We start from the raw sequence: 22632 nt of genomic DNA, 5'->3' as shown, positions 1-22632 counted from the left end.
CGTCCAGCGTGGACGGGTCGTCTTCCGACCCGATCGCGCCGGTTCGTAGAACGATCGGCGCGACTCACGTCGACGGTTCGACGTTCTGGTTCACGTGGAAGACGTTGTGGGGATCGTACCGCGCCTTGACCTCCTGCAGTCGCTCGTAGTTGTCGCCGTAGGTCGCCCGAATCCGGTCGTCCCCCTCCTCCATCATGAAATTGACGTACGCCGCACCGGCCGAGTGCGGGTGGACCGCCTCCCAGTAGTCCCGGGTCCAGTCGGCGATCAGGTCGCGCTTGTACGGGTCCCGATCGACGCCGAAGATGACCATCGACCAGGTGACGTCGCGATGGTTCCAGGCGGTTTCGTCCGCGTCCACGTCGTGGACGGCGCCGTCGATGGGGTAGAGGTGCATCCCCGACTGCGGGGTCGGCACCTCGGCGAAGCGCTCGTGCTCGGCGATCGCCTCGTCCGTCAAATCGTCGAAGAAGTCGCCCTTCCAGTACCACTGGTCGCCCGGCGGGTAGAGGTCGTCGAACAGGCTCTGGAGCGTCGGGTAGGGCATCGACTCGACGTGTTCGAACAGCGGCGTCGCGGCGTCTCGCGCCGACTGGATCGCGGCCTCGGACTCGGCTTCCGTCCCGAGGTGGCACCAGACGAGGCCGCAGACGTTCTCGCCGTGGATTTCCTCCGGGAAAGGATCACCCGGCACTTCGGCGACGACGTAGGCGGCGTACGCGTCTTCCGGGGCCTCCGGTAGCCACTCGCGGTACCAGCGCACGGTCTCCTCTAGGTCCTCGATCGGCCAGAACAGCGGGCCAGCGACGACCGTCTCGACCGGATGTAACTGGAACTCGAACGAGGTGACGACGCCGAAGTTGCCGCCGCCGCCCCGAAGCGCCCAGAACAGGTCCGGATTCTCGTCTTCGCTCGCGTGAACCAGTCGGCCGTCGGCAAGCACGACGTCCGCACCCAGCAGGTTATCGATCGTCAGTCCGTACTTGCGGGACAGGTAGCCGTGGCCGCCCCCCAGTGTCAGGCCGCCGACGCCGGTCGTGGAGACGACGCCGCTGACCGTCGCCAGGCCGAAGGCGTGGGTCGCGTGATCGACGTCGCCCCAGGTACACCCGGCTTCGACTCGCACGGTCTGCGCGTCGGGATCGACCTGAATCCCCGTCATCTCGGACAGGTCGAGGACCAGTCCGTCGTCCACCAGCGCGAGCCCCGGTCCGTTGTGACCGCCGCTCCGGATCGCGATTTCGAGGTCGTGCTCGCGGGCGGCCGTCACGGCCTCGATCACGTCCGCGACGTCGGTACAGCGGGCGATCAGCCCCGGCTGCTTGTCGATCATCGCGTTGTAGATCGTACGTGCGTCGTCGTACTCCGGATCGTCGGGTTCGATCAGGTCACCCCGGAACTCGTCCCGTAATCGGTCGACGGTTGCCTCGATACTGTCTCCTACGTAGGTTGCCATCAGGTATCACCTTTCACAGGAGAACACAGCGGGAACGATCATGTAGGTATCCGGTGGGACTCGTACGGCCAGTGCCCAGTTTGCAGACGGTGACCGGCACTCACGGTCTGCAATCGAGTCCTGTTCGCGACGCGGCTCGGCGCGTCGATCGTCTCGGCCATCCGGCCACCGTCGTCCCGACGCCGACGTACTGGGCACCGTCTTCGCCGCTGAGAGAGACCGGATTCGATCGCCGCGGGCGAGAGAAACCGAGTGACTGGAACGGGGTCCACCCGATCGACGGACGCCCAAAAGCCGGCGATCAGGTCGATCGGGACTCCTCGCCAGCTTCCGCCGTCCGGGGACCGGATTCACTCCCCGGGTAGGCGAGGACGGCGCCGACCACGAACACGATCGTCGCGAGGTAGATGGGGCCGAGGTGTGTCACCCAGTCGTGGGTGAAGAGGTCGGCGTAGTGCATCGGGAGGGCGATCGCCAGGCCAACCACGGCGCTGACGATCGCCGTTGCCCATGCCCACAGGTGCCCGCCGCGGACGCCGTACCACGAGAGCGCCGTAATGGCGATCCCGGTGGCGATGATAAACGCCGCCGTCGCGACGTGCAGGTGGTTGATGTAGTGCATGATCGCCGGATCGATCGCGTTGAGTTCCGCCGGTGTCACCCCGTTCAGGGTCGCCACGCCGAGTTCGAACCCGCTCCCGAAGAACGTTCTGGCGAGGAAGACGACCCCGTAGCCGACGAAGGCGACGCCCGCGAACGCCATCAGGAGCGAGCCGATTCGCGTCCCGCGATCGAGTTCGTGCGCGGTTCGATGTCGGTCAGCCGTCGCTTGATCGAGACTCATCGGTCCAGTCCTCCGTGTTCGACCTCGACCGTCTCCACGTGCTGATCTTCGATTTCGTCGAGGCTGACGTCCTCTCCGTGCTGTTCTTTGACGTGCTCCTGCGTGATTTCCAGCAGTCGATCTCTGTCGTCCTCCTCGGTACGCACGAGAAAGACACAGCCCGAAATTTCCGTGTCACATGCTACCTGGAGCGCCGTCGTACTGTCTTCCGATTGTAGGTCGTTTGTCATGGATACGCCTCCCGGCACCGATCGCTACGAGTCGAGAGAACGTGTACGTATCTCGTGAATTCTGTGCAATCGCTGACGCCCGTGCACCTGTTGCGCGGTGCTCAGCGGGTGCAAGCGATCGATCTGGTCGCGGCTGGATCGCCCCGGATTCGCGGACAGCCCCTGGACCCGGATTCGCGGACAGCCCCCGGACCCGGAGTCGACGCCCCGCTCGACGGCGCAAGCGAGCCGTCTGCGAGCCTGATTACGGCGATCCCACGGCGCCAGTCGTGGGGAACAGACTCCGGGAGCGGTTCGAGAACGTGGTATCTGTCGCGGAAACGGTGGGTAACGCCGGAGCGGCCGGCGACGATCGCCCAGTGACACCGACCGCGCCGACACGTCCGACCTCCCTACTCCGGAAACAGTTCCTCCTCCCGATCGATCGACGCGATTCGCGCCCGGTCCTCGGCGTCCAGGTCGATGTCGGCGGCGGCCAGGTTCGACTCCAGGTGTGCACGTGAGGAGGCTTTTGGAACCGTGACGACGCCGTCGGTGCCGACGAGCCAGGCGATCGCGACCGATTCGGGCGTGGCGTCGTGTTTGTCGGCGACTGCCTGTACGGCGGGGACGTCCCCGACGCGACCGCCTGCCAGTGGCGAGTACGCGACGAGTGGGTACCCGTTCGCCCGCGCGTCGGCGAGGACCGCGTCCCGCGCGAACAACGGATGCCGTTCGACCTGATGGGCCACGATGGGGGCGTCGAGGTGCTCTCGGGCGGTCGAGACCTGGTCGACCGTGAAGTTCGAGAGCCCGATCGACGAGACGAGGCCGTCCTCGACGAGCGCGTCGAGGGCCGGCAGCGTTGTCGAGGGCTCGTACGGGCCGCGCGGACGGTGGACGTACAGGAGGTCCAGCCGATCGAGTCCGAGTCGATCGAGGCTCTCCTCGGTGGCCGGCCGGACGCGATCGGGATCGAGGTCGTCGACCCAGAGTTTCGTCGCGACGGTCACGTCCTCGCGGGGGACGTCGCTCGCTGCCAGCCCCGCCCCGACGACGCGTTCGTTCTCGTAGATTCTGGCCGTGTCGAGGTGCCGATAGCCGATCTCGAGGGCCGTCTCGATCACGTCGGAATCTTCGATTCCCATGGTTCCGAGTCCGATCGGCGGGAGGTCCATACCGGTCGTCGGGCGGTCACGGTGATAAGCCCCGTCGTTCGGCGCGCCCCGGTCGAGGCTCTCGCCGGTCCCGACTCGTTCCCGTGGCACCGCTGTCTTCGATTCTGACCTGTCGGTCACACGACCTGCGGAACCGTTATGTCCATTGGTACCGTAGCACATACTGTGGCGGACGAGGCCACGAGGAGACACCGAACGATTCGGTTCGACGCCGTCGAACCGGATGCGAGGGACAACCGACGCTCCGGTCACGCGGAACCGAGGTCTCCCTCGACGGAGACGACCGCGGTCCACGATCGATCCACGTCGTGGATCGGTGTCACGGCCCAGTAGCGACCGCGCGCAAGTGTGGTCGTGAACGACACCAGGGCTAGACGACTGCGGAACGCGCTCTCGTTCGGCTCCAGATCGTGGTTTCGTCCGGTTGTTTTTTCACCACGAGACGATAGTCGCCGCTCCGGGGCTGTCGTCTCCGGCAGTCGAGACGTGTCGACAGTCCGGTCACTGCCCGAATGGCGATCAGGTCCGGTACGTGGCGATCGAGTCCGGGACGATTCGTCCCTGGACACGATCCATCGAACCTGTTCCCACCCGTCGATGGACGCCACGCGCTTCTTGTGGCTCGGCACCGTCGTTCGACACATGCGCGTCGCAGTCGCCGGCACCTTCGGACCGATTCACGACGGACACCGCCTGTTGTTCGAGCACGCGCTCCGGTTCGGCGAGGACGGCGTCGTCGTCGGCCTGACGAGCGACACGCTCGCGAACGCGTCTCGATCGCGCCCCGTTCCGGCGTTCGAAGACCGCGAGCGATCGGTCGCCGCGGCGTTCGCGGCGATCGACGAGTGGGACCGTGACGTGACGATCAGGACGCTCACGGATCCCCACGATATCGTGACGGACGATCCGTCGATCGACGCGCTGGTCGTCTCGCCCGAGACTGCGGACGAACTCGTGGCGATAAACGAGGCGCGCAGGGATCGTGGCTTCGACCCGCTCACGGGGATCGTGGCCCCGTACGTGCTCGCCGACGACGGCGACCGCATCTCTTCGACCCGGATCGTCGAGGGTGAGATCGACGAACACGGTGCCGTGTCCGAGTGATCCGAACGCCCGGTGTCAGGTTCCAACACTTTTCATCTCGGGGGGTCTCTAGTCGAGCGCATGGTTCCCGAGCCTTCCGATTCCGATTTCGGCACCCCTCCGGTCGACGATCGCCAGCGGTCCGACGACGGCTTCGGTACCGTCCTCAACGGACTGATCGGCGGCCTCGCCGGCGTGATCCTCTCGCGTGATCCTCTCGTTCGTCCCGCTCGTCTCGACGATCGCCGGCGGCGCGATCGCCGGCTATCTCGAGGGTGGCGAGACGAACGATGGGGTGACGGTCGGGGCGATCGCCGGGCTGGTGATGGTCGTCCCGTACTCTGCGTTCGCCTTGATCGCGTTCTTCATGCTCCTCGGCGCCGGACCGTCCGCGTTCGGCGTGATCGTTGTCTTCGCCCTGCTGTTCGTTGCGGCGCTCACGATCGGATTGAGCGTTCTCGGCGGCGTTCTCGGCGTGGCTCTCGCGGAGAAGCGGTGAGGCGTCGCGGACGTCGCGCCGCGATCGATCACCGCGTCTCGGTCGATTCGATCACCAGTCGTAGTCCTCGTGGAGACGCCGTCCCGCCTCGTTCAGCACGGGGCCGACGACCTCGGTGACGCCCTCGAGGACGGCGGCCGATCGGACCGGCGTCTCCCGACCGGTGAACGCCTCGATCTCGTCGCCCCCGACGCTGTAGACGACGCGCCCGAGTCCGGCGTACCGGAGGCCGCCGGCACACATCGGACACGGCTCGGTGCTGGTGTACATCGCGGTCTCCGCTCGCGTTTCGGGATCGAGTTCCCGACGGGCGCGGTAGGCGAGGTGGAGTTCCGGGTGTCGGCGAACGTCGTCCTCGGTCAGGACGCGGTTCGAGGCCTCCATGACGATTTCGTCGTCGCGAACGAGGACGGAGCCGAACGGCCGATCGCCCCGGTCGACGGCCGATCGAGCGAGTTCGATCGCCCGGCGCATGTGCGATTCGTGATCGAAACTATCGAACGGTGCTGTGGTCACGTTCGATGGTCTCTTCGGACCGGCAAGAAACTCCGGTCCGTATGGGCGGCGCGCCCGGTCCAAAACTGACCGAATGATTATGCCATATTATGACGTAATAGGTATATCATATGTTTACCGGTTAGATTTATATTTCTGTTCCGGGTCCGTCCACGCAAGATGTCCGTGAACACGACGACGAACTGGTCCGATCCCGGTACCTGCCCGTTCTGTGGCGACGAACTGTCCAGCCCCGGTGTCGGATTCATCGACCACATCGACGAGAGCGCGTCCTGTGAAACCAGCTTCGATCAGTGGCGGGGCAATCTCGCCGGCGACCTCGCCGGTGAGTGGGGCGGGTGACGATCGGATTCACGCCCTGGCTACCCCGTTCGCGACGTGTCTCGACACCCCGCTCGTGAGCGTCCCGTCTCCGTTTTCGTTCGCGTCCGTGGCCGGCGATCGGGCCCCGTCGAACGCTCGCCCTGTTATATACTCGTAGCACGTGCCACATGTAGGTATATGAGTACGGGACCGTTCCCACGAGATGGAGGAACCTGTAATGCCAACCGGTACGGTCGCGTTTTTCAACGACACAGGCGGCTACGGCTTCATCGAAACGGACGAGATCGACGACGACGTCTTCTTCCACATGGAAGACGTCGGTGGTCCCGACCTCGAGGAAGGACAGGAAGTCGAGTTCGAGATCGAACAGGCGGACAAGGGGCCACGGGCGACCAACCTCGAGCGCCTCTAGCGGCGATTCGACGACGGCCCACCGGCCGTCCGGTCGACCGCGGGATCACCCGGGCGACGTGACGACCAGCGCAGCGGACCGATAGTCGCCGATCGAAACGAGTACCCGCATCGATCCCCGCGGAGACGAACGGACCGGGGATTCCGACGATCTGGCAGGGGAGCGGCCCGGCTGCCATCCTCGATCAGGAAGCGGTCGATGACGATCCAGCAGTACTCACCACTCTATGACGCAGGATGCAGACGACGTTCGACGCCGATGGGCGGATCGTTCGCGGGCCTACTCGCCGGCGTACTACGCGTACTACGGGGCCGACGAGCGAAGCGAACGGCTCCGGGCCCTACTCGACGGTCGCGTCGAGCGAACCGCGGCCGTGCTGGAACTCGGCTGTAGTTCGGGCCGGCACCTCGCACACCTCGCCGACCACGGGTACGCGACGCTCGCGGGGATCGACGTCAACGACGACGCGTTCGAGGTGATGGAACGGACCTACCCCGACCTCGCGGCGACGGGAACCTTTCACCACGGACCGATCGAGTCCGTCGTCCCCTCGTTCGACGACGGCCAGTTCGACGTCGTCTACTCGGTCGAGACCCTCCAGCACTTGCACCCGTCCTGTGACTGGCTGATCGACGACCTGGAGCGTGTGACGGCCGAGTTGCTCGTCACTGCCGAGATCGAACCGGACGACCCCGACGACGATCGGACCCGTCCAGCCGACGAAATTCGCGAGACGACCGTCGACGGACTCGCCCTGTACAAACGCCGCTGGGATCGCGTCCTCTCCGACTCCGGCTTCGTCGAAACGCGCTCGATCGATCTCGATCGGGTCACGTTCAGGGCGTTTCGGCCGCCCGATCGGTGAGGCGGCCCCGATTCACGACTCCCGATCCGCGTACGCGACCAGTCGGACCAGCGATCGATCGGGGTCCTCGGCGTAGTACTGGACGCTCAGGTCCGCGCAGGCGTTGAGGAGTTCGTTCGGTTCGAACCGGTATCGGTTGCCGGGCGTCCCCGCCGCGTCCGACTGCAGACGGTGTTCGTAGACGAGCGCACCCCCGGGTGCGAGGGCGGCTTTGACGGCGTCCAGCCGATCGCGGGCGTCGAAGAACCGGATCGTCACGACGTCGTAGACGGCCTCCGGAAAACAGTAGCTGTCGACGTCGGCGAGGATCCAGTCGATAGAACTCGGACGGCCGTCGGGTCCCGATCGGTCGGCCCGGCGCTCGCGGGCCCGGTCGAGCATGGTCCGCGAGACGTCGACGGCGTGGACGTCCCAGCCGCGATCGGCGAGCAGATTCGCGACGCGCCCCTCGCCGGTCGCGAGGTCGAGTGCGCGGCCCTTCGGCAGGTCGTCGACGATCGCGTCCGCCAACGTGTCGCCGTCACGCGGCTGTAACGGTGCTCGTCGACCGTCCTCGGTCCACGATCCGTTCTCCTCCGGCATCACTAGCACCTCCAATCCCCACCCGGACGCACATCAGTCTAGCCGTCCCCTCGAAACCGTGCCGTCGATCGCCCACGCTGGACGGCGTCGCTGTATTTTGATATCTCGGTATGCGATTTATCGCGTCCGAGTCCGGCCAGCGCCGAGGTGACTCCGGAACACGGAATTCGGACGCAAACAGCGCTCTTCGTCTTTCGAACGGTCGGTCCGCTCGCGACGGCCGATCGGTCGTCCACCACAACGGAATCCGATCACCACTACAGGGTAGAACTCGCCGGGCGGACCACTAAACCGCTCGCGGTGATAGGCCGGGTACTATGACACTGCTTGGCGGAAACGATGGCTCGAGCGGCGTTGACGTCGCCGGCCCCACGGATGCACAGTCGATCGTGTTCGTACACGGCGCGATGTTCACGCGAACGATGTGGCTCCCACAGCAACGCGCGCTCGCCGACAGCTATCACGTCGTGGCGCCCGATCTGCCGGGCCACGGCGTCTACGGTGACGATACCTTCCGGATGGAGCCAGCGATCGAACGGCTACAGCGGGTGATCGACGCGGAGACCGACGGGAGCGCCGTCCTCGTCGGCCTCTCGCTGGGCGGCTACGTCGCGACGGAGTACGCCCACCGGCACCCTGACGATGTGGACGCGCTGGTGCTGTCCGGCAGTAGCGCGAACCCGGTCCGCGGGATGGAACTGCTCACCCGGGCGACCGGGGGGGTCGCCAGGCTGCTCACGAAACCCGATATCGGCAAACGCGCGGTCGAACGCCTCGCGACGCGATGGGTTCGCAACCGCGATCTCCAACCGGACGTCGAGGAGGCGATCATCGAGTCCGGCTTCTACCCGAAGCAGTTCGGCGACGCAGGGCCGGACATCGCCGGACGGGACTTTCGGGAGGCGCTCTCGACGTATCCCGGGTCGACGCTGATTCTCAACGGCGAGAACGACGCCCTCATGCGCCGCGGCGAGCGCGACCACGCGGCGGCCGCGCGAGACGGCCGGATCGAGGTCCTCACGGGTGCCGGTCACATCTGCAATCTCCACCGCCCGGAAACGTACTCGTCTCGCGTCCGGAACTTCGTGCAGCGCCGGGTTCCCCAGCAGTGAGCGGGGCCCGGCCAGGTCCGATCGCCTCTCCTGGCCACCCGCCCCAACCGTCAACTAGGTGGCCGGTGGAGTCCCGCGTATGGCGATCGACGAACACCACACCGTGACCGACATTCCCGTCGGCGATGCGACGCTCGAGGGCGAACTCGCCGTACCTGCCGACGCCGGTGGGCTGGTCGTCTTCGCCCACGGCAGCGGCAGCAGCCGCCACAGCCCGCGAAACAACTTCGTCGCGGAGACCCTTCGCAAGCGCGGCCTCGGTACCCTCCTGTTCGATCTACTGACCGAGGCGGAGGATCGCTACCGGGAGAACCGCTTCGACATCCCGCTGTTGACCGATCGGCTCGTCGCCACGACGACGTGGGTCCGGGGCCGGAGCGAGATCGGGGACGACACCCCGATCGGCTACTTCGGCTCGAGTACTGGCGCTGCGGCGGCGTTGCGCGGGGCGGCCCGGTCGGAGACGGACGTCGACGCGGTCGTCTCCCGGGGCGGTCGCGTGGACATGGCCGAAGAGGTGATCGACGACGTGACGGCCCCGACGTTGCTGATTGTCGGCGGCGAGGACGAGTCGGTCCTGGAACTGAACCGGGAAGTCCACGACGCGTTGTCCTGCGAGAAGGAACTCCGCGTGATCGAGGGTGCCGGCCACCTCTTCGAGGGCGAGGGCGAACTCGAGGCGGTCGCCGATCACGCCGCGGACTGGTTCGTAACGCACCTCGACCGGTAGATCGAACGGAGACGCTACGTCCGCGTCGGCGGACGCATTCGTGGGCGACGAGTACTGTCGCCGCCACTGGAGAAGACGCCGTCCAGGCGCGAGGACCGGTCCGACCGACCTCGGGCGATCGACGCGCGTTCTCGCCTGTCGCGGCGTCACTCGATCGCGTCCCGATCGTGGGCCGTCAGGTCGAGCGTCTCCGGATCGAGCGTGTAGTACCCCTCCCAGGCTGGCGCGAGGCTCACGACGCGAGTCCCTGCGATTGTCGCCTCGCGGTGCTGGTGGTGGTGTCCGACCAGACAGAGCTCCGGCGAGAGGGTTTCGAGCAGGTCGGTCACGTGCTCGCAGCCGGGGTCGTAGCCGTACCAGAGCAGGCCGGTCGGGGCCTCGTGAGTGAGGAGGACGTCGACGTCGGACAGCGAGGCCGCGCGATCGACGTCCTCGCGGGTGAAGTGTCGCCGCCGATCGCCCGACAGTGCCGATCGTGGCTGGTCGTACTTCGTGGGCGCGTAATTCCCGGACAGCCCGGCCACGCGGCGCCCGTCGATCGTGGCCGCCGTACTCGCGAGCAGGTGCGCGTTTCGCGTTCCGTCGGGCTCGTCGCCCGCCCGGAGCGCGTCGATCACGTCGAGGTCCTCGTTGTTGCCCGCGACGAACCACGTCGGTGCCGGGAGGTCGTAGTGCTCGAGGTCGCCGACCTGCAGGACGCAGTCGGGATCGAGCCTGCGGTAGTGCGCGAGCAGCGCCTCGCGACGATCCGGATCGGACGCGTGGGCGTCACCGAGGACGAGCATGCTGGTGCTTCGCGGTCGAGACGGAAACTCCCCCTGCTGACACGTGCGCGTTCGATGGGCACCCAGCGGTGGACAGGGTCGAATTCGGATCCCCGACGTCGTCGATTCGCGCCGGGCAGATTCAGGGCCCGACTTTAGGATCGTCGTGCTGGTACTGCGTCACATGGCCGATACACCCGACGTCGACAAAATCGAGACCGAAGACGACTACATCCACGTCCGGTTTCGCGATCCCGATCGGTACGACGAGATTCGCACGCCCGACTGGGCCGAGAAGCCGGCTGAATCGGTCTCCGAGGGGAGCGAAGTCCGAACCGGCAAAGTCGAAGGCGAGGACGACTGGGAGGTGACGAGCGTCCTCATCAGCAAGACCGTCGGCGAGGACAAGGCGGAAGAACAGGCGCGAGAGATCGTCGAGAAGATCGAATCGTAGGGGCGGGGTCGATCACGGAGATCGAATCGTAGGGACGAGGCCGCGTCGAGAATCACGGCGTTACCCTCGCCGCGTCGAGCGTTCGGCGCGGAACGATCGAATTCCGGGTGCTGTGACGGTCACGACGACGCCAACGAACGCTTATGAGCGGCGTCGTGGTCGAAGCCGATATGGTCGACAGCCGAACCTACGCGTTCGAGGGCACCAGCCCCACCATCGACGACGCAGCGCACGTGAGCCGCGACGCGGTGCTGGTGGGCGATGTCGAGGTCACGGCTGACGCGAGCGTCTGGCCGGGCGTCGTGTTGCGGGGTGACATCGGTCCGGTTCGCGTCGGACGACAGGCACACGTCGGCGACAACGCGACGATTCACGCGTCGACGCTCGAATCTGAGGTGATGGTAGGCCACGGGGCCGTCCTCAACGAGGTCACCGTCGAGGAGCGCGCGCTCGTCGGATTCAATACGACGGGCAACACCGGTGCGACGATCGGGGAACGGAGTATCGTCGCCGCGGGGACGGTGATCCCCGACGAGTACGACATCCCGCCGGCGTCGTTCGTGCGAGGCGTCCCCGCCGAGGTGACTCCCCTCGCGGACACTGGAATCGATCCCGACGCCGTCTTCGAGGAGTTCTCCTCGGGGGAGTACACGAACCTGGCCCAGCGCCACGAGGACCTGTTCGAGTGAGCCCCTGCGTCGGACCCTGTTTCGCGTCCGAGGTCCCCGCGACCGCCGCTGACGCCGTCAGAACAGGCCGAACGAGTCTGTTCGGTCCGCGAGCATCGATCGATCGAGCGTGAGTCGTTCGAGCCCCGCTTCGCGGGCGTGTTCGACCACCGCCTCGTACTCTTCGTCGGTGATCGGGCGGCTGATCTCCGCGTAGAAGTCCTCGTCTCTCGCCCTGTAGTGGGGTCGGTACTGCGCCATGACGTTGACGAACGTTTCCTCGGAGATCTCCTCGGCGACGAACTCGAACACCCGCTTCGCGCTCTCGACGTGGTTCGGCATCACGAGGTGGCGCACGAGGAGGCCGCCGGTCGCGAGGCCGGTGTCGTCGAGTTCCAGGTCGCCGACCTGTCGGTGCATCTCCCGCAGCGAGTCGGTGACGTTCGACCAGTACTTCGGCGCTTTCGAGTACGCCGCGGCGGCCGCGTCGTCGCCCCACTTCACGTCGGGCATGTAGACGTCGACGATCCCCTCGAGTCGCTCGAGGATCTCGGTCCGCTCGTAGCCGCCGCAGTTCCAGACGATCGGGAGGTCGAGACCCCGATCCGTCGCGATCTTCACGGCCTCGACGAGGTGTGGCGAGTGGTGGGTCGGCGAGACGAAGTTGACGTTGTGACAGCCCTTCGCCTCGAGTTCGAGGGCCATCTCGGCGATCTCCGCTGGCGTCGCTGGCTCCCCCTCGGCCTCGTGGCTGGTCTCGAAGTTCTGGCAGAAGACGCACTTCATGTTGCAGTTGGCGAGGAAGATGGTCCCGCTGCCGTTGTGGCCCTTCAGGCAGTCTTCTTCGCCGAAGTGGGGGAAGTACGTGGAGACGTACGCGGTGTCGTCGACCTGGCAGGTACCGACGTCCCCCGCGGTTCGATCGACTCCGCAGTCGTAGGCACACAGGTCGCAGTCCGCGTATCGCTCCCAGAGGTCCGCGACCCGCTCCTCGAATTCGTCGTCCCCGAGCGTGCGGTGGTTCGGCGTCGCGTTCGGCGTGCCGGTGCTCATGTCGGACGTGATGGCGATCGATCGGCAAAGCTGTGTTGGAAGGTATCATTCGACACGATCGTCCGGAGAACTGCTACCCGCTCGCCGATCGTCGCGCGCGAAATATCATAGGGACCCGACTCAGGACTGCTGCGGAGCGTTGCCGATCTCGAAAATCTCCGCGTAGAGGCTCTCGGCGAGTCGATCGAGGTTCGCTTCGGCCTCGCCGGCGTCCATCGCGTCGCCGACGCCCTGCCACTCCACGGCGAGTCGCGAGATGGGAACCAGCGCGACGCCGCCGATCGTGATCTCTCCCTCCGGGGTGTGGACGGTCCACTCGGTTCGCATCCCGCTCGAAGAGCGGGTGACGTCGGTGATCTGCGCGCCGGCGTCGAGCCACCGATCGACGAGGCCGTCGGTGATCCGCCGGAGTCGTCGCTCGCCCAGCAGGTGGACGACGCCGCCGCCGATCGCGAGGACGACGAACGCGACGCCGGCCAGCAGGAGGCCGCCGTAGGGAACGTTCAGCGACGCCGCGAGCGCCGCGGTCACGACCACGAGGCCGATTACGCGCGCGTCGATCGCCGTCGGAACCGTGCCGGACCAGGTCGACTCCTGGGACGGCTGCTCGAGTTGCATGCCGCCGTCTCAGGACGACGGTCTCGTAGTCTTTTTCATGTCCGATTCGCCGCTTTATGCGGGTATGGACGATCCTACTCGTAATCGAGTAATTCGTCGTCGCCGTGACTGTCTCTGAGATCGTCGAGGTACTCGCGTTGCGCTTCGAGGCGCGGCGTGGGGTTCTCGTACGTGTACTCGAACATCTCGCGCGGGTCCGCCTCGACGTCTTCGGTGCGATCGACGATCGTCGCGAGCGTGTCCTCGATCTCCGCCTCGATCTCCCCGATCAGGGCGTCGCCGAGCACGCCGCGGTCCCGGAGGTAGGCCTCGAACCGATCGATCGGGTCGCGCCGGCGCCAGCGTTCGACCTCGGCCTTGTCGCGGTAGACGTCCGGATCGTCCGCGGTCGTGTGCGCGCCGTAGCGGTACTGGATCGCCTCGACGAGCATCGGCCTGGGTCGATCGTCGCCGTCGCTGAGGGCCTTCTCGCGGGCCGCTTCGGTCACGACGTAGGTCGCGAGCGGGTCCATCCCGTCGACCTGGACGCCATCGAAGCCGTAGGCGCGGGCCTTCTGGGCGATCGTGGCGCTCGCGGTCTGGCGCTCCCGCGGGACGGAGATGGCCCACTGGTTGTTGTTACAGAAAAAGATCGTCGGCGTGTCGTAGACCCCGGCGAAGTTCATCGCCTCGTGGAAGTCACCCTCGGAGGTCGACCCGTCGCCGAAGTGGACGACGGTGACGCGCTCGTCGTCGTTCAGTTTCGCCGCCCACGACCAGCCGACGGCGTGGGGCAGGTGGCCGCCGATCGAGATGTTCAGCGGAAAGACGTTCACCTCGGTGAGCGCCGCGTTCCCGTCCTCGTGGCCCATCCAGTACAGCAGGTACTCCCACGGGAGGTCGCGGGCGACGAGCGCGCCGTGTTCGCGGTACTGGTAGGAGAGCACGTCGTCGTCGGCCAGCGCGTACGTCGATCCGATCTGGGACCCCTCCTGGCCGGCCAGCGACGAGTAGGTCCCCATCCGGCCCTGCCGCTGGAGGCTGATCATCCGCTCGTCGAAACGCCGAGAGAAGCGCATATCGCGGTACATCGACCGCAGGGTCGCCGGTTCGAGGTCCGGTTCCAGCGCCGGTTCGACGACGGTGCCGTCCGTGTCGAGCACCTGCACTCGATCGTCCGGCGATCGATCGAGGACGTCCCGGGCGAGCACGTCTCGTGACATGTCCCCACGGTAGTACCGGGCCCCCATAACAGTACTGTCAGGGCGGGCCGCCGATCCGGTGGGGGGACCGGATCGATCGCCCCCACGTTCCGGGGCCGTCAGCGATCGCCCCCACGCTCCGGGCCCGTCAGCGATCGACCACCGTTCCGGGTCCGTCGCCGACCGGCCACCGTACGTCCCCGCTACTGCTCGAGTCGAGCGACGAAGAACGGTTTCGTCGCGCCCTCCTCGTCGGCGACGGTGTCGGGGACGTCCCACCGCTCGAGGATCGCGAACCCCGCGTCTTCGAGGTGTGATCGGGTGGCCTCCGCACCGGCGATCTCCCACCGCATTTCGACGCCGCTGTCGAGCCAGTCGGGGTTCGCTCCCGTCCACTCGACGGCCCCTTCGGAGCACAGCAGTCGGCCATCAGGTGCCAGTACCCGCGCGAATTCGTCGACGACGGTCCCGTGGGCCGCGAGCGGCACGTGGATCAGCGAGTGGATCGCCGTCACGGCGTCGAAGGCGTCGTCCCGGAACGGCAGGCTTGTCATGTCTCCCTGGACCAGCGGGGCATCGGGCACGGCTCCGGCGGCCAGGGCCAATTGCTCGCGCGAGAAATCCAGCCCGATCGCGGTCGCCGCGTCGTCCAGTCGGCGCAGGACCGGCGTCCCCTGCCCGCAGCCCGCGTCGAGCACTCGGGGCTCGGCAGGCAGCGAGTCGGCGACCGCGTCGAGGAAGTCCCGTTCGTCGCCGGCGATCGATCGTTCCGCTCGGTAGGTGTCCGCGAGTGCGTCGTAGGCGTCGCGAACGGTCGATTTCGCGTTCTCGTCCATCGTACCCTGTCTCGCGCACAGGGTTTCTGACACGACCGGAAATCGATTGTGGTGTCGGTCGCGTGTCGAAAAACGCTATGCGCTGGCCGCGGAACGCCCGGCCATGAGCTGGACTGTCATGCCGACCTACGACGACTACGACCGGGCCCGCGAGGACTTCGCGTGGGACCTGCCCGAGGCGTTCAATCCCGCCGTCGATTTCCTCCGGAAACACGAGGACACGAGCCGCGTCGCCCTGCGGTACGAGCGGCCCGAGCGCGGCGGCGTCGAGACCTACACCTTCGACGACCTCGACGATCGATCGGACCGCCTCGCCGCCGCGCTCGCCGATCTGGGGGTCGGGGCAGGCGATCGGGTCGGCGTCGTCGTTCCGCAGAAACCCGCGAACCCGATCACCCACCTCGCGAACTGGAAACGCGGCACGATCTCGGTCCCGTTGACGGTCCTGTTCGGTCGCGACGCGCTGCAGTACCGCCTCGAGGACAGCGGGGCGAACGCGATCGTCGTCGATCCGAGCGTTCGCGAGACGATCGACGAGATCCGGGACGACTGTGCGGCCCTGGAGCACGTGATCGAACTCGGCGACGGCGAGGCGGTCGACGGCGCTGGCGACGCCGATACCCACGCCTTCGACGACCTTCTCGCGTCGTACGAACCGGGGATCGACGTCCACGACGCCACGCCGGAGACGCCGACGGCGATCATGTACACCAGTGGCTCGACGGGGCCGCCGAAGGGCGTGCTCCACAGCCACGCGCTCTGGCTCGGCCGGGCCGCGGCGGCGTACAACTACTTCGATCAGGGGCTCGCCCCGGGTGAAGCGACCCTCTGGACGCCGGCCGACTGGGCGTGGGGCGCGGCCCTGGGTGGCACCCTCTTTGCGGCCTGGCACCACGGCTGCTCGATCGTCGCCTGGCCGCGGGACGGCTTCGACCCCGAGGACGTGTTCGACCTGCTGGAACGCCACGGGGTCACCCACTCGTTTATGCCGCCGACGGCGCTCCGGATGCTGACGTCGGTCGAGGACCCCGAGCGCGCGTACGACCTCGACCTCGAGACGTTCGCCTCCGCGGGAGAACCGCTCACCGCGGAGGTCGTCGACTGGGTCGACGACACGTTCACGGACGTCGCGATCAACGACTTCTACGGCCAGACGGAGTTGAATCTCGTCGTCGGCAACGCCGAGGCGTGGTTCGACACGCGACCCGGTAGCATGGGCAAGCCGTTCCCCGGCTACGAGGTCCGGCTTCTCGATCCCGATACCCGCGACCCGGTGCCGACCGGCGAGGTGGGTGAACTCGCCGTAAAGCCGGCCGATCGGCGCGTCTTCTTCGACGAGTACTGGGGCCTGCCGGAGAAGACGGCGGCGAAGCAGACGGACGAGGGATGGTTCCTGACGGGCGACCTGGTCGAGCGGGACGCGGACGGCTACCTGTGGTTCGTCTCCCGGACCGACGACGTGATCCTCACCAGCGGCTACCGCGTCGGTCCGATGGAGGTCGAGGAGGCGATTCTCCATCACCCGGAGGCCGAACAGGCGGGCGTCGTCGGCGTTCCCGACGAAACCCGCGGCGAGGCGATCAAAGCCTTCGTCCAGCCAGCGAGCGACGAGTACGACCCCGAGACGCTCCGCGAGGAGATCCGCGACCTGGTCCGGGATCGACTCGCCGAGTACGAGTACCCCAGAACGATCGCGTTCGTCGACGAACTGCCGACGACTACCACCGGCAAGATCCGTCGCCGATCGCTTCGGGAACACGAGACCGACGCCGACGAGTGATACGGATCGCTGTACCGATGTACCGGCGCAACCGCCGCCCGGATCGCGGTTGCGCCGGAAATGACTCACAGTAAACCGTATGAGACAGGTCCGGGGGCGGACGAGTCGGCGGTCGATCGCCGACCACTGGCGGCGAGGCCGGGACGAGAACTCCGACCCGTCCGGAACGCACTAGCGGTTTTATAGGTCGTCTGTGCGAACTGTCCGGTATGCACCGCGTGCTGATACCCGTCGACACGAACGAGGAGCGAGCCCTCGCACAGGCGAAGTACGTCGCGTCGTTGCCCGACGCCGACGAGTCCGTCGAGGCGTACCTCCTGTTCGTCTTCACCGACGAGGGGGAGGATCTCCCCAAGGAGTTCGAGCAGTTCAAATCGGCCTCGCGGATCGGCTCCGTCCGGACGGCCCAGGAACACCTCGAGGACCACGACGTTGACGTGACGATCCTCGAAGACAGCGGCGACACGGAGGACGACATCCTCGAGTGGGCCGACGAGTACGACGTCGACGCCATCGTCCTCGGCGGGCGGAAACGCTCCCCCGTCGGCAAGGCCGTCTTCGGGAGCGTCACGCAGTCGATCATTCTCAACACCGATCGGCCGGTCGTCGTGACGGGTGCGGGCGGGGACGAGGACTGATACGGATCGTTGTAACGTTCTCCCGGTGATCGCCCGACGGGGGCGGCGATCGCTGGGAACGAATCACGACAGACCGTATGACACTCCTCCGACCGCGTCGCGGGACCAGTCTCCGGGAGGCGCAGCGGTTTACGTCTCGAACGCCTACGAGCGCCTATGACGGACGATCCGGAAATCACCGCGGACCTGCCCGAGAGCCCGATTCGGCTCTCCGGAACCGACCACATCACGCTGATCGGGAGCAACGAGGCGGACACGATCGCGTTCTACCGCGATCTACTGGGGATGCCCCTCGTTCTCAGACAGCCCAACCTCGACGATCCGGACTCGACGCACCTCTTCTTCGACACGGGCGACGGCCGGATTCTCACCTTCTTCGTCAGCGACGATCGAGGCTCGAATCCCCGTCCGCTCCAGCACCAGATCGGCTCGGTCCACCACCTCTCGTTCTCGGTCGATCCCGAGCGATTCGTCGAGACGAAGGAGGCGCTCGAGGACGCCGGCCGCGGCTACAACGAGTTCGATCGCGGCATCTTCCACTCGCTGTACACTCGCGATCACAACGGCCTAACGATCGAACTCGCGACGGACAAGTTCTCGATCCCGGACGACCGTCGCGGCGAGGTGCTGGCCACCGCCCAGCGGCTCCGCGAGGCGGACGGGGTCGACTTCGCCGAAGAGCGTCACCTCGAGGCCGCACTCGAGGAACTGGGGATCGAAGTCGAGAAACACGAGTTGCCGGACGCCCCGACCGGCGCCGGCGTCTGAGGGCGTATCGGCCGACGCTGGCGTCGATTCATCGCCCGCCGGCGCGATCGGTTACCGCGGACGCCCCCTCGCTCGCGGGGTCGGCCCCGGTCTCCGCCTCGGCGCTCTCGTACGGCCGTTCGAGCTCCGGATCACCGTCGAGGAGTTCGCTCAGGCCGCGCGTGAGGAGATCGAAGACGAACACGAGCGGGTAGAGGAGCCGCTGGATCGCGGCCAGCGGTCGAGCCACCCGGAGGCTCCACGTCTCGGCGTGACCCAGGCCGTAGGACTTGGGGAGGATCTCGCCGGCGATCAACACGAGCGAACTGGCGACGACCGTCGCCACCACGGTCGCTTCCGTCGGGGGCAGGTAGGTGACCGCGAGGACGGTCGTGATGCTCGAGATCGCGATGTTGACGACGTTGTTCCCCACGAGCAGGGTTACGAGCAGTCGGTGGCTGTTCTCGGCCAGCGCGGCGAGGGTCGTCGCGTCGGCGTCGCCGGTCGCCGCCCGTGACTCGATCCACTCGGGTTGCAGCGAGAAGAGCGCGATTTCGCTGCTCGAGAAGAAGGCGCTGATCGCCAGCAGCGCACACACCGCCACGATCCCGGCCGGGAGGAGTCCGAAATCCGTCATCGGCGGTCGTTGGACCACCCGGGACAAAAAGCCACGCACCGATCGGGCTGCGAGCCACAGTCGCTGGCCGCTCCCAGCGGCCGCCGCCGAAATCGAGTCCGCCCCCGACAACTATACGCTCGGTCACGAATACTGGTGGTATGTCGCTGAAGAAACCGGATCTGTCCGGCCAGACGGCCTTCATCACCGGAACCACCCGCGGAATCGGAAAGGCGATCGCGCTCGCGCTCGCCGAGCAGGGCTGTAATATCGTCTCGACGGGCAAGACGAGCGAGACGGACGAGGACTACGAAGACAGCGACCTCGAGGGGTCGATCGAGGAGACGGCTCGCGAAGTCCGCGAACGCGGTGTCGAAGCGCTCCCGATCCAGTTGAACGTCCGCGACGAGGCGAACGTCGAGGCGGCCGCCGAGCGCGCGATCGACGAGTTCGGCGAGGTCAACATCGTCATCAACAACGCGAGCGCAATCCAGCTGTCGACCGTCGCGGACCTCCCGCCGAACCGCTTCGATCTCCTGACGGATGTCAACGTCCGCGGCACGTACCTCACCTCGCGGGCGTTCGTCGACCACCTCCGGGAGGTCGACGACGCCTGGCTGCTGACCAACGCGCCGCCGGTGACCGTCGATCGGGCCCCCGGCGAAGCGCCCTACGCGTGGTCGAAACTCGGGATGTCGTTCCTGACGCTCTCGCTCGCCACCGAACTGAGCGGGGACGACGTGGGCTGTAACGCTTTCTGGCCGGTCACGGCGATCGACACCCGGGCGACCCGCTACTTCGGACTCGGGACCGAGGACGACTGGCGGACGCCCGACATCGTCGCGGATACCGTCCTCGAGATTCTCAGCCGCGATCCGGCCGAGTTTACGGGGCACGCCGTCTACGACGAGGAGTTCCTCCGGGACGCCGGCGTCGAGGATTTCTCGCAGTACAACCTGACCGAGGGCGATCCGGCCCCGATGTCGGCCCAGATGTTCGATCCCGACTACAGCCGTTCCGAGTGACGCCGCCTGCAATCGGACGGAAAACATATACGGGCCGACAGGCCTGGCAAACACATGCCAGGCGCACGCGTTCGGGACGGCGATCGAGTCACGCTCAGGACGGTCGAGAAGGAAGACGTCCCGTTCCTCCAGCGCGGCTGTGCGAATCCGGAGCTTCGATATCCGCTCGGGACGCCGATCAGGTCCCGGTCGGAACTCGAAGCGGAGTTCGACGACGCCGACGACGATCGATTCCTCGTCTGTCTCGAGGACGGGGAGACGACGCCGCGATCGGATGGGAGCGACGACGTGCGGCCGATCGGCGTCGTCTCGGTCGCGGACGCCGACTGGCGACGCCCCGAACTGGGGTACTGGCTGATCCCCGAAGTCCACGGCGAGGGGTACGGCCGGGAGGCCGTGTCGCTGGTCATCGACTACGTGTTCCGCGTCTACGACGCGCCGGGCGTCTGGGCGGTCGCCTACGATTTCAACGACGCCTCCCGCGGACTGCTCGAGTCGCTCGGATTCGTCGAAGAGGGGCGTCTCCGGAAAGACCGGTTCGTCGACGGCGAGTACCGCGACACCGTCCAGTACGGACTGCTCCGCGAGGAGTGGCGGGAGTGACGTCGTCCCGTCGCGGTCCGAACCGTAGCCGGGCCTCGTCCGGCGCTCTCAGGAGGTGGCGATCGGGGCCCGCGTCGTCCGGTCCCCGCCGATCATGGCTGCGGGTTCGCCCGTGGTTTCGGTTCCGTCGGTCTCCTCGATCACGTAGCGCTGTCCCAGCATCGGGTCCAGCAGGCTATCGACCTCGCCCCGATCGTCGGTCAGCACCGGCGCGTCGTCGGTGTCGGGTTCGGCCATCCGGTTGTCGATCGCGTATTCGAGGTCGACCCCCGTCTCCCGCGCGGCGTTTCGATCGCGGAGTTCGGCTTTCGTGAGCCGCGTGTCGTCCTTCGAGGCCACGAGCTGGACGTTCTGGATCGCGTTCAGGTCCGACGTGCGGTAACTGGAGACCGTCGGAAAGACCTCGGCCATCGTCTTGTACTGGGCGCGGTAGAACTCGCCGGCCGGCCCGCTGGGTGCCGAGATCACGTTCGCGTGGACCATCCCGTCCTCGCTCAGCCGATCGGAGAGCAGTTCCATGAACTCGACGGTCGTCAGGTGGAACGGAACCTGCTCTTTCTTGAAGGCGTCGAGGACGATCAGATCGTAGGTCTCGTCGGTCCGCTGGAGGAACTGACGGCCGTCTCCCGTGTGAACGCTGACCTCTCCGCGATCGAGATCGAAGTAGGTCTCGGCTGCGTCGGTCACCTCGGGATCGATCTCGACCACGTCGACGGTCGCGTCGTACTGCTCCGCGAAGTCCTGCGGGCCGGTGTAGCCGCCCCCGCCGATGAACAGGACCCGATCGACGTCGTCGACGTCGTCGGTCATCAGCATCGGCAGGTGGAAGTACTCCGTGTAGGTGAAGACGTGGCGATCGGGGTCTTCGAGGTCGATCGCGCTGTGGCGCGCGCCGTCGAGGTACAGCGTCCGGACGTCGCCGTCGTCGACGACCTCGAGTTGCTGGTAGGGCGTCTGGGTCTCGTAGACGACCTCGCCGCGGTAGTCGTACGCGATCGGAGTGCCACCCGCGGCGCCGACGAGCAACAGCACGACGACCACGCTCGCGACGGTCGGCTTTCGCGGGAGCGACGGTAGCGTCAGGGCGACCGCCGTCCCGACGAGGACGAGACCGAAGAGGACGCCGATCTGTGAAATCGTGAGCGCCGGCACGAGGACGAACGTGGTCGCGCCCGAGCCGAGGATGCTCCCGATCGTCCCCAGCGCGTAGACGTGGCCCGAAGCCTCGCCGGTTCCCTCCTTCCGCGAGAGTTCGGCCGCGTAGGGGCTGATGAAGCCAAGAAGGTACGTCGGCGGCCCGAACAGGAGGATCACGGCCGGCAGCGAGGCGTACCGTGGCGGGACCGCGAGCGTCGCCGTCGCGGTGAGCAACAGATCGCTCGCGTAGACGACTACGGCGACGTAGGTCGCCGTCGCGAGCATGATCCAGACCATCTCCCGATTCGTGGCCGCGACCGATCGTTTGCCGCCCTGCCAGTAGCCCAGGCTCAGGGCCGCGAGAAAGACCGTCAGGATGCCGCCGACGGTGTAGATGTGGCTCCCGAACTGCGGTGCGACGATCCGAACCGCGAGTATCTCGAGGCCCATGCTGACGATCCCCGAGATCAGTACGGCGAGTTCGGGTTTCGTGGGCTGGTACGTCGTCAGTGCCCGTCCTGCCATGTGTCGGCACTGAATGGGGCCGCCCGTGAGTACCTGTCGGCTCGACCGGGGGCGCTGTTCAGATTAGAGTTTGAAGAAGCGAGGCGGTGGAATTCGCGGTATCCATGCCCGAATTCAACCGCCTCACGCTACCTAGCACCGACATTCAGTTAGAATTTGTGGAGCGCGAGCAGACAC

27 protein-coding genes are annotated in these 22632 nt (G+C 66.7%); 14 read left to right on the top strand and 13 right to left on the bottom strand.

From position 1 onward, the window contains the following. Window positions 1-64: 64 nt before the first annotated feature. The 4 genes from AC6I6X_RS17835 to AC6I6X_RS17820 all read right to left on the bottom strand — a co-directional run bounded on the left by AC6I6X_RS17835 (window position 65) and on the right by AC6I6X_RS17820 (window position 3687). Window positions 65-1456, bottom strand: a complete 1392-nt coding sequence (locus AC6I6X_RS17835; protein WP_497931906.1) for an FAD-binding oxidoreductase — start codon at window positions 1454-1456, stop codon at window positions 65-67. A 301-nt stretch (window positions 1457-1757) separates the two neighbouring features. Next, window positions 1758-2300 carry a hypothetical protein gene (locus tag AC6I6X_RS17830; protein WP_497931905.1) on the bottom strand — a complete coding sequence of 181 codons (543 nt, stop codon included), beginning with the start codon at window positions 2298-2300 and terminating at the stop codon, window positions 1758-1760. Continuing rightward, entirely contained in the window at window positions 2297-2530 is a 234-nt protein-coding gene (locus tag AC6I6X_RS17825; RefSeq protein WP_497931904.1) for a hypothetical protein, read from the bottom strand. The genes AC6I6X_RS17830 and AC6I6X_RS17825 overlap by 4 nt, the downstream gene beginning before the upstream one ends. A 392-nt stretch (window positions 2531-2922) precedes the next feature. Then, window positions 2923-3687, bottom strand: coding sequence for an aldo/keto reductase (locus AC6I6X_RS17820; protein WP_497931903.1), 765 nt, complete (start codon window positions 3685-3687; stop codon window positions 2923-2925). A gap of 642 nt (window positions 3688-4329) precedes the next feature. On the opposite strand from AC6I6X_RS17820, the gene AC6I6X_RS17815 reads away from it, so the two are divergent. Together AC6I6X_RS17815 and AC6I6X_RS17810 are read left to right on the top strand one after the other, a co-directional pair. Further along, entirely contained in the window at window positions 4330-4791 is a 462-nt protein-coding gene (locus tag AC6I6X_RS17815; RefSeq protein WP_497931902.1) for a phosphopantetheine adenylyltransferase, read from the top strand. Between the two features lie 187 nt (window positions 4792-4978). After that, window positions 4979-5269 carry a DUF5518 domain-containing protein gene (locus AC6I6X_RS17810; protein WP_497931901.1) on the top strand — a complete coding sequence of 97 codons (291 nt, stop codon included), beginning with the start codon at window positions 4979-4981 and terminating at the stop codon, window positions 5267-5269. A 51-nt stretch (window positions 5270-5320) separates the two neighbouring features. On the opposite strand, the gene AC6I6X_RS17805 is transcribed toward AC6I6X_RS17810, so the two are convergent. After that, window positions 5321-5785: a nucleoside deaminase gene (locus AC6I6X_RS17805; protein ID WP_497931900.1), complete on the bottom strand. Its 465-nt coding sequence runs from the start codon at window positions 5783-5785 to the stop codon at window positions 5321-5323. 159 nt (window positions 5786-5944) lie between these two features. On the opposite strand from AC6I6X_RS17805, the gene AC6I6X_RS17800 reads away from it, so the two are divergent. The 3 genes from AC6I6X_RS17800 to AC6I6X_RS17790 all read left to right on the top strand — a co-directional run bounded on the left by AC6I6X_RS17800 (window position 5945) and on the right by AC6I6X_RS17790 (window position 7386). Further along, complete coding sequence (locus tag AC6I6X_RS17800; protein WP_497931899.1) at window positions 5945-6127, top strand: DUF7501 family protein; 183 nt, start codon at window positions 5945-5947, stop codon at window positions 6125-6127. A gap of 199 nt (window positions 6128-6326) precedes the next feature. Further along, window positions 6327-6521 (top strand): cold-shock protein, encoded by a 195-nt coding sequence (locus tag AC6I6X_RS17795; RefSeq protein WP_250140215.1) that lies wholly within the window; start codon window positions 6327-6329, stop codon window positions 6519-6521. Window positions 6522-6747: 226 nt separating this feature from the next. Further along, window positions 6748-7386 carry a class I SAM-dependent methyltransferase gene (locus tag AC6I6X_RS17790; RefSeq protein WP_497931898.1) on the top strand — a complete coding sequence of 213 codons (639 nt, stop codon included), beginning with the start codon at window positions 6748-6750 and terminating at the stop codon, window positions 7384-7386. Between the two features lie 12 nt (window positions 7387-7398). Here the strand turns inward: AC6I6X_RS17790 and AC6I6X_RS17785 are convergent, their stop codons facing one another. Continuing rightward, window positions 7399-7968 (bottom strand): class I SAM-dependent methyltransferase, encoded by a 570-nt coding sequence (locus AC6I6X_RS17785; RefSeq protein ID WP_497931897.1) that lies wholly within the window; start codon window positions 7966-7968, stop codon window positions 7399-7401. 317 nt (window positions 7969-8285) lie between these two features. On the opposite strand from AC6I6X_RS17785, the gene AC6I6X_RS17780 reads away from it, so the two are divergent. Both AC6I6X_RS17780 and AC6I6X_RS17775 read left to right on the top strand, forming a co-directional pair. After that, window positions 8286-9080, top strand: a complete 795-nt coding sequence (locus tag AC6I6X_RS17780) for an alpha/beta fold hydrolase (RefSeq protein ID WP_497931895.1) — start codon at window positions 8286-8288, stop codon at window positions 9078-9080. A gap of 79 nt (window positions 9081-9159) precedes the next feature. Next, window positions 9160-9810 (top strand): dienelactone hydrolase family protein, encoded by a 651-nt coding sequence (locus AC6I6X_RS17775; RefSeq protein WP_497931894.1) that lies wholly within the window; start codon window positions 9160-9162, stop codon window positions 9808-9810. Window positions 9811-9956: 146 nt separating this feature from the next. On the opposite strand, the gene AC6I6X_RS17770 is transcribed toward AC6I6X_RS17775, so the two are convergent. After that, a complete protein-coding gene (locus AC6I6X_RS17770) occupies window positions 9957-10595 on the bottom strand; it encodes a metallophosphoesterase family protein (protein WP_497931893.1) in 639 nt (212 codons plus the stop codon). A 163-nt stretch (window positions 10596-10758) separates the two neighbouring features. On the opposite strand from AC6I6X_RS17770, the gene AC6I6X_RS17765 reads away from it, so the two are divergent. Both AC6I6X_RS17765 and AC6I6X_RS17760 read left to right on the top strand, forming a co-directional pair. Beyond that, the gene (locus AC6I6X_RS17765) at window positions 10759-11028 is read left to right on the top strand and encodes a hypothetical protein (RefSeq protein ID WP_497931892.1); all 270 of its coding nucleotides are present in this window, start codon (window positions 10759-10761) and stop codon (window positions 11026-11028) included. A gap of 170 nt (window positions 11029-11198) precedes the next feature. Further along, entirely contained in the window at window positions 11199-11717 is a 519-nt protein-coding gene (locus AC6I6X_RS17760) for a gamma carbonic anhydrase family protein (RefSeq protein ID WP_497931891.1), read from the top strand. 57 nt (window positions 11718-11774) lie between these two features. Here the strand turns inward: AC6I6X_RS17760 and AC6I6X_RS17755 are convergent, their stop codons facing one another. The 4 genes from AC6I6X_RS17755 to AC6I6X_RS17740 all read right to left on the bottom strand — a co-directional run bounded on the left by AC6I6X_RS17755 (window position 11775) and on the right by AC6I6X_RS17740 (window position 15384). Beyond that, window positions 11775-12749, bottom strand: coding sequence for a radical SAM protein (locus AC6I6X_RS17755; protein ID WP_497931890.1), 975 nt, complete (start codon window positions 12747-12749; stop codon window positions 11775-11777). Window positions 12750-12869: 120 nt separating this feature from the next. After that, complete coding sequence (locus tag AC6I6X_RS17750) at window positions 12870-13367, bottom strand: hypothetical protein (protein WP_497931889.1); 498 nt, start codon at window positions 13365-13367, stop codon at window positions 12870-12872. Between the two features lie 74 nt (window positions 13368-13441). Further along, window positions 13442-14569, bottom strand: coding sequence for a pyruvate dehydrogenase (acetyl-transferring) E1 component subunit alpha (pdhA, locus tag AC6I6X_RS17745; protein WP_497931888.1), 1128 nt, complete (start codon window positions 14567-14569; stop codon window positions 13442-13444). A 182-nt stretch (window positions 14570-14751) separates the two neighbouring features. Next, on the bottom strand, window positions 14752-15384 hold the full coding sequence (locus AC6I6X_RS17740; RefSeq protein ID WP_497931887.1) for a class I SAM-dependent methyltransferase: 633 nt from the start codon (window positions 15382-15384) through the stop codon (window positions 14752-14754). Window positions 15385-15487: 103 nt separating this feature from the next. Between AC6I6X_RS17740 and AC6I6X_RS17735 the strand changes: the two genes are divergently transcribed. The 3 genes from AC6I6X_RS17735 (at window position 15488) to AC6I6X_RS17725 (ending at window position 18570) form a co-directional block, all read left to right on the top strand. After that, a complete protein-coding gene (locus tag AC6I6X_RS17735) occupies window positions 15488-17164 on the top strand; it encodes an acetate--CoA ligase (protein ID WP_497931886.1) in 1677 nt (558 codons plus the stop codon). 209 nt (window positions 17165-17373) lie between these two features. Further along, window positions 17374-17802, top strand: coding sequence for a universal stress protein (locus AC6I6X_RS17730; protein WP_497931885.1), 429 nt, complete (start codon window positions 17374-17376; stop codon window positions 17800-17802). A 156-nt stretch (window positions 17803-17958) separates the two neighbouring features. Further along, on the top strand, window positions 17959-18570 hold the full coding sequence (locus AC6I6X_RS17725) for a VOC family protein (RefSeq protein ID WP_497931884.1): 612 nt from the start codon (window positions 17959-17961) through the stop codon (window positions 18568-18570). Between the two features lie 28 nt (window positions 18571-18598). Here AC6I6X_RS17725 and AC6I6X_RS17720 read toward each other — a convergent pair whose 3' ends face one another. Continuing rightward, on the bottom strand, window positions 18599-19186 hold the full coding sequence (locus tag AC6I6X_RS17720; RefSeq protein ID WP_497931883.1) for a CNNM domain-containing protein: 588 nt from the start codon (window positions 19184-19186) through the stop codon (window positions 18599-18601). Between the two features lie 140 nt (window positions 19187-19326). Here AC6I6X_RS17720 and AC6I6X_RS17715 point away from each other — a divergent pair, with 140 nt between their 5' ends. Both AC6I6X_RS17715 and AC6I6X_RS17710 read left to right on the top strand, forming a co-directional pair. Next, window positions 19327-20190 (top strand): SDR family oxidoreductase, encoded by an 864-nt coding sequence (locus AC6I6X_RS17715; RefSeq protein ID WP_497931882.1) that lies wholly within the window; start codon window positions 19327-19329, stop codon window positions 20188-20190. Window positions 20191-20244: 54 nt separating this feature from the next. Continuing rightward, on the top strand, window positions 20245-20793 hold the full coding sequence (locus AC6I6X_RS17710; protein ID WP_497931881.1) for a GNAT family N-acetyltransferase: 549 nt from the start codon (window positions 20245-20247) through the stop codon (window positions 20791-20793). Window positions 20794-20841: 48 nt separating this feature from the next. Here AC6I6X_RS17710 and AC6I6X_RS17705 read toward each other — a convergent pair whose 3' ends face one another. Further along, window positions 20842-22455, bottom strand: a complete 1614-nt coding sequence (locus tag AC6I6X_RS17705) for a spermidine synthase (RefSeq protein WP_497931880.1) — start codon at window positions 22453-22455, stop codon at window positions 20842-20844. Window positions 22456-22632 lie beyond the last annotated feature (177 nt).

This window comes from Halosolutus sp. YCN4, assembly GCF_059736495.1.
Note: the sequence above shows the minus strand (reverse complement) of the source record. Positions and strands in the feature narration are given on the sequence as shown.